The organism is Streptomyces sp. NPDC055099 (genome assembly GCF_053607685.1).
The window spans coordinates 843752-858148 of record NZ_JBSGUA010000001.1; the positions used below are offsets into that span (position 1 = coordinate 843752).

Annotated in this window: 11 protein-coding genes; 5 read left to right on the forward strand and 6 right to left on the reverse strand. The window is 71.5% G+C overall.

The annotated features are described in order from the left end of the window. Positions 1-54 precede the first annotated feature (54 nt). Positions 55-510, reverse strand: coding sequence for a VOC family protein (locus ACWFRU_RS03770; protein ID WP_453684263.1), 456 nt, complete (start codon positions 508-510; stop codon positions 55-57). A gap of 126 nt (positions 511-636) precedes the next feature. Between ACWFRU_RS03770 and ACWFRU_RS03775 the strand changes: the two genes are divergently transcribed. Both ACWFRU_RS03775 and ACWFRU_RS03780 read left to right on the forward strand, forming a co-directional pair. Further along, a complete protein-coding gene (locus ACWFRU_RS03775; RefSeq protein ID WP_453684265.1) occupies positions 637-1185 on the forward strand; it encodes a CGNR zinc finger domain-containing protein in 549 nt (182 codons plus the stop codon). A 208-nt stretch (positions 1186-1393) separates the two neighbouring features. After that, the gene (locus ACWFRU_RS03780) at positions 1394-4696 is read left to right on the forward strand and encodes a S8 family serine peptidase (RefSeq protein WP_453684266.1); all 3303 of its coding nucleotides are present in this window, start codon (positions 1394-1396) and stop codon (positions 4694-4696) included. A gap of 73 nt (positions 4697-4769) precedes the next feature. On the opposite strand, the gene ACWFRU_RS03785 is transcribed toward ACWFRU_RS03780, so the two are convergent. Together ACWFRU_RS03785 and ACWFRU_RS03790 are read right to left on the reverse strand one after the other, a co-directional pair. Next, positions 4770-5525 (reverse strand): hypothetical protein, encoded by a 756-nt coding sequence (locus tag ACWFRU_RS03785; protein ID WP_453684268.1) that lies wholly within the window; start codon positions 5523-5525, stop codon positions 4770-4772. Positions 5526-5527: 2 nt separating this feature from the next. Further along, complete coding sequence (locus ACWFRU_RS03790) at positions 5528-6055, reverse strand: sigma-70 family RNA polymerase sigma factor (RefSeq protein WP_453684270.1); 528 nt, start codon at positions 6053-6055, stop codon at positions 5528-5530. Between the two features lie 183 nt (positions 6056-6238). Between ACWFRU_RS03790 and ACWFRU_RS03795 the strand changes: the two genes are divergently transcribed. Continuing rightward, positions 6239-7255, forward strand: a complete 1017-nt coding sequence (locus tag ACWFRU_RS03795; protein ID WP_453684272.1) for an aspartate-semialdehyde dehydrogenase — start codon at positions 6239-6241, stop codon at positions 7253-7255. On the opposite strand, the gene ACWFRU_RS03800 is transcribed toward ACWFRU_RS03795, so the two are convergent. Further along, positions 7245-8504, reverse strand: a complete 1260-nt coding sequence (locus ACWFRU_RS03800) for an MFS transporter (RefSeq protein WP_453684273.1) — start codon at positions 8502-8504, stop codon at positions 7245-7247. The genes ACWFRU_RS03795 and ACWFRU_RS03800 overlap by 11 nt on opposite strands. A 75-nt stretch (positions 8505-8579) precedes the next feature. Between ACWFRU_RS03800 and ACWFRU_RS03805 the strand changes: the two genes are divergently transcribed. After that, a complete protein-coding gene (locus tag ACWFRU_RS03805; protein ID WP_453684275.1) occupies positions 8580-9461 on the forward strand; it encodes a LysR family transcriptional regulator in 882 nt (293 codons plus the stop codon). A gap of 21 nt (positions 9462-9482) precedes the next feature. On the opposite strand, the gene ACWFRU_RS03810 is transcribed toward ACWFRU_RS03805, so the two are convergent. Then, positions 9483-9989, reverse strand: coding sequence for a DUF1203 domain-containing protein (locus tag ACWFRU_RS03810; RefSeq protein WP_453684276.1), 507 nt, complete (start codon positions 9987-9989; stop codon positions 9483-9485). A 238-nt stretch (positions 9990-10227) separates the two neighbouring features. Beyond that, positions 10228-11475: a flavin-dependent oxidoreductase gene (locus ACWFRU_RS03815; RefSeq protein WP_453684278.1), complete on the reverse strand. Its 1248-nt coding sequence runs from the start codon at positions 11473-11475 to the stop codon at positions 10228-10230. A gap of 227 nt (positions 11476-11702) precedes the next feature. On the opposite strand from ACWFRU_RS03815, the gene pepN reads away from it, so the two are divergent. Then, positions 11703-14270 carry an aminopeptidase N gene (gene pepN / locus ACWFRU_RS03820; protein ID WP_453684280.1) on the forward strand — a complete coding sequence of 856 codons (2568 nt, stop codon included), beginning with the start codon at positions 11703-11705 and terminating at the stop codon, positions 14268-14270. Positions 14271-14397 lie beyond the last annotated feature (127 nt).

Below are 14397 nucleotides of genomic sequence, written 5' to 3' on the forward strand. Positions count from 1 at the left end.
GACGACCACACTCCGCCGCGAAGCGGGCGGTCGGGCGGTCGGGCGGGTCAGGGCCTAGAAGAAACCGCAGGTCGGCGCATCCGCCACCGGAGCACGGTCCAAGGCGCCCACGCCAGAGGCCGTGCAGACCTCCAGGCGCGTGCCGTCCGGGTCGTGGAAGAAGATGCCGCCGGACGCGGCGCCCTCGCCGTGCGGCACGACCCCTTCGTAGGCGAACTCCACGCCGTACGCGCGCAGGGCGCTCTCGTACGCGCGGACCTGGTCGACGTTCTCGACCTCGATCGCCAGGTGGTGCAGCCCGGCGTTCCCCGCCGCGTACGGCGCGTCCGCCTGCTGCCAGAGCGTGAGCGCGAGGGTCCCGCCCTGCCCCAGGAAGGCGAACCTGCGGCCTTCCTCGCCCTCGCCGAGCACGTCGTAGCCGATGACGTCGCGGTAGAAGGCGAGCGAGCGCTCGATGTCCGTGACGTTCAGACCGATGTGGCCGGTGCGGAGTGTGCTGGTCGCGGTCATGACTCTCCCCTTGTCGACGGTGGCCCGCCCCACGCGGGCTAACCGTTGAATGTGACTTTAGTGGTTAGGCAAGGGAGCGTCAACCGGTCACGTACCCTTTGCTGGTTAGCTTCGAAGGGAGCCCCCATGACCACCACACCCCGCGACCCCCGCCCGCTCGTCGGCGAACCGCTCTCCCTCGACCTGCTCAACACCCGGTGGATCGCGGACGGCGCACGCCAGGACCTGCTGACCGACACCGAGGGGCTGGCCGTCTGGCTCGCCGCCAACGGACTCGACGAGCGGTTCGGCGCGGACGAGGCCACGCTGCGGAACGTGGTGCGGGCGCGCGACGCGATCACCACCGTCGTGGACGGCCCGGACGCCGCCACGGGAATCGCCCGCGTCAACGAGATCCTCGGGCACGGGCGGATCCGGGCGACCCTGTCCGCCGACGGGCCGGGCGAGGAGCCCGAGTTCGAGGACCCGTCGTGGGGCGCGGCCTGGCTGGCGGCGCGGGACTATCTGACGCTGCTCGCCACCGCACCGGACCGCATCAGGCCCTGCGCGCACGAGGCGTGCATCCTGCACTTCTTCGACACGTCACGGAACGGCACGCGCCGGTGGTGCTCCATGGCCGCCTGCGGGAACCGGGCGAAGGCCTCGCGCCACTACGCGCGCGGTCGCGAGGCCTAGACCTAGCTCCCCCCTGCCCCCCTGCCCCCCTGGGACCCCCGAGCCCGAGGAAATCACCCACTATGTCGCCGATGGCGCATGGCGGGATTGCGTCACGCGACGATCGTGGCCCGACAACTCTCCCCAAACAGCTGTCACTTACGTAAAGCTGAGCGGTCATCCGGTTCCGGATTCCGGACCTTTTCGACCTTTACGTACAGGGATGCTGATGCACAGATCCAGTGCTAGACGCACGACCCGTCTCGCGATAGCCGTCGGCCTGACCGCCGCGCTCTCCGCTGCCGGGCCCATACCCATGGCCTTCGCGGCCGACGGGGGCTCCGGCGATCCCGGGGGCCAGACCACCCCCAAGTCCGCCGCGAAGAAGCTGGGTTCGGCCGACGCCGACCTCCTCGCCGAAGCGCAGGCGGAGGGCGAGAAGACCGTCACGATGATGGTCGCCACCGCGCCGGGCGCCACCGAGCAGGTCGCCGGCCAGCTCGACGCCGTCAAGGGCGGCTCCGTCGGCCGGACGTACGACAAGCTCGGCTATGTACGCGCCACCGTGCCCACCGGCAAGGCCGAGGCCGCCATCGAGGCGGCGGGCAAGCTGTCGTCCGTGCAGGGCATCGACCTGCGGCACGAGATCGAACTGGACGACCCGACGCCCGCCGCGGACCGCGCCAAGGGCGCGAAGAAGGCGACCGAGGGCGCCGCGGACACGTACGCCGGGCCCGGCAAGAACACCCCGGCGAAGAACCCGTACAACCCGTCCTTCGAGACGGGCGCCGTCGACTTCGTGAAGAAGCACCCGAAGGCGGACGGCCGCGGCACCACCATCGGCATCCTGGACTCCGGCGTCGACCTGGGTCACCCGGCGCTCCAGAAGACCACCACGGGCGAGCGGAAGATCACCGACTGGGTGACCGCGACCGACCCGATCGTGGACGCCGACGGCACCTGGCGGCGGATGACCAACCCCGTCACCGGCCCCGTCTTCACCTGGGACAGCGAGACGTGGAAGGCCCCCGCGGGCACCTTCCAGGTCAACCGCTTCCGCGAGTCGGCCACCACCGGCGGCGACGCCAAGGGCGACATCAACCGCGACGGCGACACCACCGACAGCTGGGGCGTCCTGTACGACCCGGCCGCCGGCACCGTGCGGGTCGACCTGAACGACAACAACGACTTCACCGACGACGAGGCGATGAAGCCGTACAAGGACGGCCACCAGGTCGCCTACTTCGGCAAGGACGACCCGGCGACCGACGTCGTCGAGCGCGTCCCCTTCGTCGTCGAGATCCGCAAGGACGTCCCGACCGACCCGTACGGCGGCGACTGGGTCGGCAAGAAGGCCGACTTCGTCAACATCGGCGTCATCGAGTCCGAGCACGGCACGCACGTCGCGGGCATCACCGCGGCCAACAGCCTGTTCGGCGGCAAGATGAACGGCGCGGCGCCCGGCGCCAAGCTGGTCTCCTCGCGCGCCTGCACCTGGACCGGCGGCTGCACGAACGTGGCGCTCACCGAGGGCATGATCGACCTCGTGACGAAGCGCGGCGTCGACATCGTGAACATGTCGATCGGCGGCCTCCCCGCGCTGAACGACGGCAACAACGCGCGCGCCGCGCTCTACACGCGCCTCATCGACACCTACGGCGTGCAGCTGGTGATCTCCGCGGGCAACTCCGGCCCCGGCGCGAACACCATCGGCGACCCCAGCCTCGCGGACAAGGTCATCTCCGTCGGCGCCTCCATCTCCAAGGAGACCTGGGCCGCCAACTACGGCTCCGCCGTGGAGAAGAAGTACGCGATGATGAACTTCTCCTCGCGCGGCCCGCGTGAGGACGGCGGCTTCGCGCCGGTCATCTCGGCGCCCGGCTCGGCCATCAACACCACGCAGACCTGGCTGCCGGGCTCCCCGGTCGCCGAGGCGGGCTACCAACTGCCCGCCGGTTACTCGATGTTGCAGGGTACGTCGATGGCGTCCCCGCAGGCCGCGGGCGCCTCGGCGCTGCTGCTCTCCGCCGCCAAGCGCGAGGACGTCGACCTGACCCCGGCGAAGCTGCGCACGGCGCTGACCTCGACCGCGGACCGCATCAAGGGCGAGCAGGCGTACGCGCAGGGCACCGGCCTGATCAACGTGGTCGACGCCTGGAACGCCATCGAGGACGACGCGAAGGCGCACACGTACACGGTGAGCGCCCCGGTCGACACCGCCCTGGAGCAGGAGCTGAAGAAGCCCGGCACCGGCATCTACGACCGTGAGGGCGGCCTGAAGACCGGCCAGAAGCGGACGTACGACGTCACGGTCACCCGCACATCGGGCCCGGACCGCGGCATCCGCCACGAGCTGGACCTGGTCAACAACCACGAGCGCACCTTCGAGCTGCTCGGCAAGGGCGCGGTGACGCTGCCCCTGAACAAGCCGGTCACCGTCAAGGTGCAGGCGAAGGCCAAGTCCGCCGGTCTGCACAGCGCGATCCTGACCGTCGACGACGAGCGCTCCGAGGGCATCGACCAGCAGATCATGTCGACGGTCGTCGTCTCGAAGCCCCTCGCCAAGCCCGCGTACACGTTCTCGGCGTCCGACTCCGTGCAGCGCAACAGCACCAAGTCGTACTTCGTGACGGTCCCGCAGGGTGCCAAGTCCCTTGAGGTGGCGCTCGGCGGCCTGAAGGACAAGAGCCAGACGCGGTTCATCGCGGTGCACCCGTACGGCGTCCCGGTCGACTCGACGTCGTCGCTCGTCTGCTACGCGAACTACGACAACCCGGCCAACACCTGCCGCCCGGACCTGCGTTCGTACCCCGATCCGCAGCCGGGTGTCTGGGAGATCGAGGTCGAGTCGCGCAGGACGTCCCCGCTCCTGAACAACCCCTACAAGCTGGACGTCTCCGCGCTGGGTGTCGCCTTCGACCCCGCCGTGCAGACGGTGCCGGAGGCGAAGGTCGGTACTCCGGCGCCCGTCTCCTGGAAGGTCACCAACAACTTCGCCGCGGTGGACGGCAAGTTGAAGGGCGGCCCGCTCGGTTCCGCGAAGGCGGCCAAGCCGTCGATCAAGCAGGGTGAGACGCAGACGACGACCGTGGTCGTGCCCGAGGGCGCGGAGCGGCTCGACGTCGCCATCGGCTCGCCCGCGGACACCGCCGCCGACCTCGACCTGTCGGTCTCGAAGGGCGGGGTGGTCGTCGGTTCGTCGGCGGACGGCGACTCCGAGGAGTCGGTCAGCATCACGAAGCCCGCGGCGGGCACGTACGAGATCGAAGTGGCCGGTTACTCGGTCCCGTCCGGCACCACCGCCTACGACTACCGTGACGTCTTCTTCTCGGGCGCGCTCGGCTCGGTGAAGGTGGACGAGTCGGCGCAGGTGAAGCTGGCGAACGGCGCTTCGGCGCAGGTGTCCGCCGAGGTCGCGGCGGACGCGCCCGCGGCCGAGGGGCGTCAGCTCTTCGGTGAGGTGTCTCTCCTGAACGGGCGCGGCACGGTCGCGGGTACCGGCAGCGTGCTCATCGAGAAGGTCACCCCGTAGCGGTCCCTTCTGCCGAGAACGTCGGCCGGGCCGGAGCTCTCCGGCCCGGCCGACGTGCGTGTTCAGGCTTCGCTCAGCACGTCATCTCCTCGCCCTTGCCCCGGTCCTTCTCCTGGCGCAGCTCGCGTTCGATCCAGGCCCGGTCCCTGGCGATGTCCGCCTTCTTGTTGGACCAGATGTCCGGCGACGCCTCCCCCTTCGGGATGCCGATCAGGGTCCGGTCGCCGGGCCGCAGGCGCGGGTCCACGTCCACGTCCATCACGAACGTGACCTGTCCGTCCCCCCGGCTCGGCTTGTAGTAGCGGGTCACGTCCAGGACGATCCGGTCCTGGACGCCGCCGGGGACCGGCTCGACCCGCTTCACCGTGCCCTCGACGATGAGCCGGGCGCAGGGCACGTAGTACCCGGACTTCTGGTCCGCGCTCCCCGCCCTGTCGTCGTCCCCCGCTTCCGGCGCCGCGCCCTTCGCCGCGCCGGAGTCGGCGCTCTTGCTGATGCCGCTCCCGCTCTCGATCGCGAGCCAGGCGGCGCCGCCTACCAGCGAGACGGCCGCCGCGGCCGCGGCCAGGCCCAGCGCCGTCGTGACGCGTCGCCGCCGGAGCCCCGCGGGGCATACCGCCGTCGGCCGGTCCGGTTCCGGCTGCGGTTTCGGCCCCGCTTCGGGAGCCGCGAGCGCGCGGCCGACCTGGCCGATGTGCTCCCGGAGCAGTGCGACGTCCGCCACAGCCGCGGCATGCTCGGCCGCGAACCCGGGGTCCGCCTCCGGGCCGCCGGGCACGGGTTCGTCCGTAAGGGCCGCCATCAGCGCGTCGTACTCGTCCCCGGCCACCCTCACACCACCTCGCCCTCGTGCAGCCGCGTCCGCAGGACCCGTACCGCCGTGTGCAGCCTGCTCTTGACCGTGCCCTCCGGAATGCCCAGTTCGTCCGCTATCGCCCGGACCGGCAGATCGGCGTAGAAACGCAGCACGACGACCTGCCGCTGCGTGGCGGGCAGCGCGTCGAGGCCCTGGGTCACGGCCATCGACAGCGCCCGTGCCTCCGCCCCGTCCTCGTCCGTCGCCTCCCGCCACAGCACGGCGAGCCGTTCACCGAGCCGCTCCTGCCTGCGGCGCGCCCGGTGCCAGTCCATGGCGAGGTTGGAGGCGACCACCGCCGCCCACGCGGACACGTCACGCGGCGCGTCCCGTCCGTCCGCCGCCCGCTCCAGGAGCTTGAGCCTGACCTGCTGGACGCCGTCGGGCAGGTCCGCGTGCGGCACACCGCCGAGCGCGAGCACCGCCCGCACCCGGTCCTCCTGGGCCGCGTCGAGCGGATCGGCCCTCTCCCGCCGGTCCCGTCGCGTTTTTCCGCGCAGCAAGACACCCTCCCGTCCCCACGTTTCCCCTAGGACGCCGGGAGCGGCCGAAACGTTCGGCGCGGGGCCACGGGAATGTGACATCCCGAACTCCGGACAATGGATTGGACAAGGCGGCCGTGGACAGACGCATGATGGAACGCACAGGCCAACGCCTATGCCCATGCACATACGGAGGACACCCCTGTGAAGGTCGGAATCGTCGGAGCCACCGGTCAGGTCGGCACGGTCATGCGCAAGATCCTCGTCGAGCGGGACTTCCCGGTGGACGAGCTGCGTCTGTTCGCCTCGGCCCGCTCGGCCGGTTCGCAGCTCGACGGTGTCACGGTCGAGGACGCCTCCACGGCCGACTACAGCGGCCTCGACATCGTGCTGTTCTCGGCGGGCGGCGCCACCTCCAAGGCGCTGGCCGAGAAGGTCGCCTCGCAGGGCCCCGTCGTGATCGACAACTCCTCGGCCTGGCGGATGGACCCCGAGGTCCCCCTCGTCGTCTCCGAGGTCAACCCGCACGCGATCGCGAACCGCCCCAAGGGCATCATCGCCAACCCGAACTGCACGACGATGGCCGCCATGCCGGTCCTGAAGCCGCTGCACCTGGAGGCCGGGCTGACCGCGCTCGTCGTGGCGACCTACCAGGCCGTCTCCGGCTCGGGTCTCGCCGGTGTCGACGAGCTGTTCGACCAGGTCAAGAAGGTCGGCGACGACGGCCCCAAGCTCACGCACGACGGTTCGGCGACGGAGTTCCCCGCCCCGAACAAGTACGTCGCGCCGATCGCGTACAACGTCCTGCCGATGGCCGGCTCCATCGTCGACGACGGCCTGAACGAGACGGACGAGGAGCAGAAGCTCCGCAACGAATCCCGCAAGATCCTCGAGGTCCCGGGCCTCAAGGTCTCCGGCACCTGCGTCCGTGTGCCGGTCTTCACCGGCCACTCGCTCCAGGTCAACGCCCGCTTCGAGCGTCCGCTGAGCCCCGAGCGCGCCACCGAGATCCTCGCGAAGGCCGAGGGCGTCGTCCTCACCGACGTCCCGACCCCGCTGGTCGCGGCGGGCAAGGACGACGCCTTCGTGGGCCGTATCCGGAACGACGAGACGGTGGAGAACGGCCTGGCCTTCTTCATCTCCGACGACAACCTCCGCAAGGGCGCCGCGCTGAACGCGGTGCAGATCGCGGAGCTGGTGGCGGCCGAGCTCAAGGGCTGACGCGCTTCCCCTCACGTACGCCGCCGGGGGCGGGCACCGACTTCTGGCCGGTGCCCGCCCCTTCGCGTACGCCACGACCCGCGTACGCCACGACGAGCAGCGCCAGCGCCGCGAGTCCGCCCCCGAGCCACAGCACGTCCGTGGTCCCGAGGCCGTCCGCGACCAGGCCGCCGGTCAGCGCGCCCAGGGCGATCGCCGCGTTGAACACCCCGGCGAAGAGCGCCGACGCCGCCTCACGGGCGCCGGGCGCGGCGGCCAGGACCCACTGCTGGGTGGAGACGGAGACCCCGCCGTAGGCCAGGCCCCACCCGACGAGCAGCACCACCGACACGACGAGCGAGCCGCCCGCGGGCCCGAGCAGCAGGACCACGGCGGCGAGTCCCGCGGAGATGGCGAGCAGCGCCCTGCGCGGGTCGCGGGCCGCGAGCGCGCCGCCCGCGAAATTGCCGGCGATGCCCGCGATCCCGTAGACGAGGAGCAGCCCGCTGATCAGCCCGGCGCCGAGGTCGGGCACCCGCTCAAGGACGGGGCGGACGTACGTGTACGCGGCGAAGTGCCCGGTCACCAGGAGCAGCACCACCAGGAGCCCCGCCCGCAGCCGCGCGCCGCGCAGCAGCCCGGGGAACGTGCCGAGCCGTACCGCCGCCGACGCGGGCAGCGCGGGAAGCGCGGCGGCGAGCAGTCCGGCGACCGCGAGCGCGAAGGCGCCCATCACCGCGAACGCCCAGCGCCAGCCCGCGAGTTCACCGAGGAACGTACCGGCGGGGACACCGAGCACGGACGCCACGGCGATCCCGCTGAAGATCACCGTGGTGGCCCGGCCCGCGGCCTCCTCGCGCACGAGCCGTACGCCGAGCCCGGCCGCGATCGCCCACACGCCTCCGATGCAGACCCCCACGAGGACCCGCGCGGCGAGCAGCACGCCGAAGGCGGGCGCGAGCGCGGAGAGGAGGTTGGCGGCGGCGAGCAGGACCATCAGGACGCACAGCACCGTCCGCCGGTCGGCGCGCCGCACGGCGACGGGCAGCAGCAGGGCGGCGAGCGCCGCGACCACGCCGGGCAGCGTGACGGTCAGGCCCGCGGTCCCGTCGGAGACGCCGAGCCCCGAGGAGAGGGAGGTGAGGAGGCCGACCGGCAGCATCTCCGTGGTGACGACGGAGAAGGTGGTGGCGGCGACGGTGAGGACGGAGAGGGGCAGGGAACGCCGCGGCAGGGCGGGTGCGGAGCGCGAGGTCGAGGTGGCTTTCATGAGGCCAAGCCTTCGTCCGGGACCCTGCCGGGAACAACGGCGAAGATCTCATCCTTGAATGAGCGAGGCTCATCGATGAGGGGGGTGTGGGTGCCGGTGCTGGAGACACGCGAACTGGAGTGCTTCATCGCGCTCGCCGACGAGCTGCACTTCGGCCGCGCGGGCGAGCGGCTCTACGTCTCGCAGAGCCGCGTCAGCCAGCTCCTGCGGGACCTGGAGCGGCGGATCGGCACCCGGCTCGTGGAGCGGTCGAGCCGACGGGTGCGGCTGACTCCGGCGGGCGAGCGCTTCCTCGCCGAACTGCGCCCGGCCTACGAGGCGTTGAGCGCCACGGTGGACGCGGCGCGGGAGGCGGCGCGCGGGGTCACCGGGCGGCTGCGGATCGGCTTCCAGGGGACGGCGGACGCCCGGCTGATGCGGGCGATCGCCGACTTCCAGGAGCGGCATCCGGGCTGTGTGACGGAGATCGTGGAGATCCCGTTCTCCGACCCCTTCGGGGCGGTGCGGCACGGGGACGTGGACACGGCGATCGTGCTGCTGCCCGTCGAGGAGCCCGACCTGGTGCTCGGCCCGCTCTTCTCCCGCCAGCAGCAGACGGTCGCGGTGTCGGTACGCCATCCCTTCGCTGGCCGCGCGTCGCTGCGGGCCGCCGAGTTGGACGGGACTCCGCTGATCTCGGCGAGCGCCCCGGCACCCGCGTACTGGCGGGCGGCACAGGCTCCGTCCTCCGTTTCGGCACCGGAGGTGCGCACCCTCCAGGAGGGCCTGACGCTGGTGGCGGCCGAACGCGGGGCGATGCTGCTGTGCCGCCCCACGGCGGAGTACCACGGCCGCCGTGACGTCACGTTCGTGCCGGTGGAGGGGGTACCGGACTCCGTCCTCGGGATGGTGTGGCGGGGGGACGCGGAGACGGAGCGGGTGCGGGCGTTCGCGCGGGCGGTGGGGGAGATTTCCTGAGGGCTGCGCGTCGCCTCGCCCCTAGGGCCGGCGGACCTCGAAGTGGAAGCAGCCGTACTCCACGGCCCTGACGTGCACGAGGGCGACCTCCGGGTCGGCGAAGGCCTCCGCGAAGGCGGCGTCGAAGCCTTGGGTCGCCGGGTCCGGGATCTCCATCAGGCGGCCGCCGACGATGTGGCCGTCGGCGTTGTAGCGGCGGATGGTGCGCAGGGCTCCGGGGCGGGCGAAGGGGTACTCGGCGCTGCCTGCCGCCGGGCCGTCGCACTCCTCCGCGTGGATGAAGACGGGGCCCTGCTCGTCGTAGGCACCGGGGGTGGCGCCGGTCCCCGCTGCCCAGCGGCGCAGGGGGGCGTAGGAGACGAGGGCGATGTTCTCGCCGGAGGCGACGGGGCGGAGACAGCAGCGGAGGGGGTCGCCTCCCTCCTCGTCCACGTAGGGGAGGCAGGGGCGCCCGGCGTCGTCGGTGGTGCGGAGTTCTTTGAGGGCGGTGGGGTTGATCGGGAGGGGGGCGTAGGTCGTTGCGGTCATGGGTTGAGGGTCGCGCGTGGGGGTGCGAGGGGGCTGGCGGATTTCAGACGTTGAATATCCCCAACCCCGCCCCTTCCCGAAAACCGTGCCTGCGCCCCGGACCTACCTGAGGCACCGCCCCAGACCCCGCTCCTCAATCGCCGGAGGGGCTGAATCTTTCAGCCCCTCCGGCGATTGAGGAGGGCCCTCGCGCCGAGCGAGTTCTCGGGAAGGGGCGGGGTGGGGGACAAAAAAACCGCTACCAAGCCCCCCGCATACGCCGATACCCCTCCCCCAACCCCGCCAACTCCTCCCCCGTCAACACGTCCTCCACCCGAGCAAACCCCTCCGGCGCCCGCTCAGCGACAGCCCGAAGCACCTCGTCCACCGGCATCGCCCGATTCGCGAGCGCCACCGCGTTCGCGGGACCCCACCGCTCCGCCTCGTAGGCGCGCAGCCCCGCCACCCGGTCCACCCCGGCAAGGGCCACGCACCGCGCGAGCGCCCGCGCGTCGAGCACCGCCTCCGAGCCGCCGCTCGACCCCACCGGGTACATCGGGTGAGCCGCGTCGCCCAGCAGGGTCACAGGCCCGCGCCCCCACCAGGGCAGCGGGTCACGGTCCACCATCGGGTACTCGAGAATCCGCCCCGTCGACCCGGTGGCCGCAAGCAGAGCGGGCACGTCCAAGTCCCCGATCCGCCACCCGGAAAAGTGCGGCAGGACGTCGGAGAGGCGACCCGAGCGGTTCCAGTCCACCGGACCGGGCGACCCGTGGTGATGGACCGGAAAACGCACCTCCGCCACCCAGTTGAGCAGCGCACGCCCCCGCGTCTCCGCCTCCCGCGAGATGGGGTAGACGACGAGCTTCGCGGTCGCGTTGCTGCCCGCGAACGCCATCGCCCGGCCGCCGAGCACCGGGTCCCACTCGGTGACGCCCCGCCACATCCGGATGCCGTTCCACAGCGGCGGCCCCTCCCCGGGGTGCAGCCGCGCCCGCACCGCCGAGTACAGGCCGTCGGCGCCGACCAGGGCCCGTACGGGCACGGCGAACTCGCGCCCGCGCCGCATGTCCCGCAGGGTCACCCGCAGCGCCCCCGACCCCTCGGGCTCCGCGTACCGCACGAAGGCGATACCGGTCTGGACGGCGCTCTCGCCGAGGCGGTCGCGCACCGCGTCGAGGAGGATCAGTTGCAGCGCCCCGCGGTGCAGGGAGTACTGCGGCCAGTGGTGGCCGCGCGCGAGGCCGAGCGGCTCGCCCCAGATGTAGTTGCCGTGCCGGTCGAAGTGGATCGTCTCGGCGGTCGGCACGGCGGTGGCCGCCAGCTCGGCGCCGAGGCCGAGCTCCGTCAACTCCCTTACCGCGTGCGGCAGGAGGTTGATGCCGACGCCGACGGGCCGCAGCGCGTCCACCGCGTCGATGACCCGTACCCCGATGCCCGCCGCGTGCAGGCTGAGCGCGGTGGTGAGCCCGCCGATCCCCGCTCCCGCGACCAGAACGTCGATCATGCGGCGCACCCCGCACCGGGTAATCGCGCGGAACGTGGTGCCCGTCGGTTTCCCATGGACGCTCCCCCCGGGGCGTGTGTCGACGCGCGGATGCTAGCGGCACCCCGGCCCGCGAACAATGCCGCGTGGCGGTCCATGGTCCATGCCCGGTCACGTCCGCGGACCCACGTGGAAGGATGGCCGGAAACGCCACAAGTCGTACCTGACGTTCCTGAGGAGATGACCGCGTGCCCGGCACCAATCTGACCCGCGAAGAGGCGCAGCAGCGGGCGAAGCTGCTCACCGTTGACTCGTACGAGATCGACCTCGACCTCTCCGGCGCGCAAGAGGGCGGCACCTACCGGTCGGTGACCACGGTGCGCTTCGACTCCGCGGAGGCGGGCGCCGAGACGTTCATCGACCTGGTGGCCCCCGCCGTCCACGAGGTCGTCCTGAACGGCCGCTCGCTGGACGTCGCCGCCGTCTTCCGTGACTCGCGCATCGCGCTGAAGCACCTGGAGGCGGGGCCCAACGAGCTGAAGGTGGTCGCCGACTGCGACTACACCAACACGGGCGAGGGCCTGCACCGTTTCGTCGACCCGGTCGACGAACAGGCCTATCTCTACACGCAGTTCGAGGTGCCCGACGCGCGCCGTGTGTTCGCGTCGTTCGAGCAGCCCGACCTGAAAGCGACGTTCCAGTTCACCGTGAAGGCGCCGTCCGGCTGGACGGTCATCTCGAATTCGCCGACCCCCGAGCCCAGCGGTGACGTCTGGGTCTTCGAGCCCACGCCGCGGATGTCGACGTACATCACGGCGCTCATCGTCGGTCCGTATCACTCGGTCCACAGCTCGTACGAGGGTCCTGGGGGCCAGTCGGTTCCCCTCGGCATCTACTGCCGTCCCTCGCTGGCCGAGTTCCTCGACTCGGACGCGATCTTCGAGGTCACCCGGCAGGGCTTCGACTGGTTCCAGGAGAAGTTCGACTACGCGTACCCCTTCGCCAAGTACGACCAGCTCTTCGTGCCGGAGTTCAACGCGGGCGCGATGGAGAACGCGGGCGCGGTGACCATCCGCGACCAGTACGTGTTCCGTTCGAAGGTGACGGACGCGGCGTACGAGACGCGCGCGGAGACCATCCTCCACGAGCTGGCCCACATGTGGTTCGGCGACCTGGTGACGATGGAGTGGTGGAACGACCTGTGGCTGAACGAGTCGTTCGCCACGTACACGTCCATCGCCTGCCAGGCGTACGCGGAGAACTCGCGCTGGCCGCACTCCTGGACGACGTTCGCCAACTCCATGAAGACGTGGGCGTACCGCCAGGACCAGCTGCCCTCGACGCACCCGATCATGGCGGACATCCGCGACCTGGACGACGTCCTGGTCAACTTCGACGGCATCACGTACGCCAAGGGCGCGTCGGTGCTCAAGCAGCTCGTCGCGTACGTCGGCATGGACGAGTTCTTCCGGGGCGTGCAGGCGTACTTCAAGGCGCACGCGTTCGGGAACACGCGCCTGTCCGATCTGCTCGGCGCGCTTGAGGAGACCAGCGGGCGCGACCTGAAGACCTGGTCGAAGAAGTGGCTGGAGACGGCCGGCATCAATGTCCTGCGCCCGGTGGTGGACGTCGACACATCCGGCAGGATCACGTCGTTCGCGGTGAAGCAGGAGGCCCCGGCGCTTCCCGCGGGCGCGAAGGGCGAGCCGACGCTCCGTCCCCACCGGATCGCGATCGGCCTTTACGACCTGGACGACGAGTCCGGCAAACTGCTCCGCACGGACCGCGTGGAGCTGGACGTGGACGGCGAACTGACGGCGGTGGACGAGCTGGTGGGCCGCAAGCGGCCCGCGGTGATCCTCCTGAACGACGACGACCTCTCGTACGCGAAGGTCCGCATGGACGCGGAGTCGCTCGCGTTCGTGACGGAGCACATCGGTGACTTCGAGGCCTCGTTGCCGAGGGCGCTGTCGTGGGCGTCGGCATGGGACATGACGCGGGACGCGGAACTCCCCACTCGGGACTACCTCTCCCTCGTCCTCTCCGGCATCGCCAAGGAGTCGGACATCGGGGTCGTCCAGTCCCTGCACCGTCAGGTGAAGCTGGCCCTTGAGCTGTACGCGGCGCCGGCGCGGCGGGACGAGGCGCTGGCCCGCTGGACCGAGGCGACGCTCGCGCACCTGCGTGCTGCGGCACCGGGCAGCGACCACCAGCTGGCGTGGGCGCGGGCGTTCGCGGCGGCGGCGCGTACGGATGAGCAGCTGACGCTGCTCGAGGAGCTGGTGTCGGGCAAGCAGGCCATCGAGGGCCTCGCGGTGGACACGGAGCTGCGCTGGGCGTTCGTGCACCGGCTCGCGGCGACGGGGCGACTCGACGAGGCCGGGATCGCGGCGGAGCTCGACCGGGACAAGACGGCCGCGGGCGAGCGGCACGCCGCCGCGGCGCGGGCGGCGCGGCCCACGCCGGAGGCGAAGGCGGAGGCGTGGGCCTCCGTCGTCGAGTCCGACAAGCTTCCGAACGCGATCCAGGAGTCCGTGATCAGCGGCTTCGTCCAGACGGACCAGCGTGAACTCCTCGCGCCGTACACGGAGAAGTTCTTCGCGGCGGTCAAGGGCGCGTGGGACTCCCGTTCGCACGAGATGGCCCAGCAGATCGCGGTGGGCCTCTACCCGTCGCTCCAGATCTCCCAGGCCACCCTGGACACCACGGACGCCTGGCTGACCTCGGCGTCCCCGTCACCGGCCCTCCACCGCCTGATCACGGAGTCCCGCGCAGGCGTGGAACGAGCGCTGCGGGCACAGGCGGCGGACATCTAACCCCGCGGAGATCATGTTTTCCGCCCATCCGACCGAGTACCCCGGGTTTCGGGTGGATGGGCGGGAGACATCCGCCGCGAAGCGGCGGGCTTGTCCCCGGCATCACGGCGCACGCGAGGCACCGGCG

Bases quoted from the DNA above. Each gene is read 5' to 3' on its own strand.
- ACWFRU_RS03780 (WP_453684266.1), top strand. From the start codon at position 1,394: ATGCACAGATCCAGTGCTAGACGCACGACCCGTCTCGCGATAGCCGTC.
- ACWFRU_RS03805 (WP_453684275.1), top strand. From the start codon at position 8,580: ATGAGGGGGGTGTGGGTGCCGGTGCTGGAGACACGCGAACTGGAGTGC.
- ACWFRU_RS03815 (WP_453684278.1), bottom strand. From the start codon at position 11,475: ATGATCGACGTTCTGGTCGCGGGAGCGGGGATCGGCGGGCTCACCACC.
- ACWFRU_RS03800 (WP_453684273.1), bottom strand. From the start codon at position 8,504: ATGAAAGCCACCTCGACCTCGCGCTCCGCACCCGCCCTGCCGCGGCGT.
- ACWFRU_RS03775 (WP_453684265.1), top strand. From the start codon at position 637: ATGACCACCACACCCCGCGACCCCCGCCCGCTCGTCGGCGAACCGCTC.
- ACWFRU_RS03770 (WP_453684263.1), bottom strand. From the start codon at position 510: ATGACCGCGACCAGCACACTCCGCACCGGCCACATCGGTCTGAACGTC.
- ACWFRU_RS03810 (WP_453684276.1), bottom strand. From the start codon at position 9,989: ATGACCGCAACGACCTACGCCCCCCTCCCGATCAACCCCACCGCCCTC.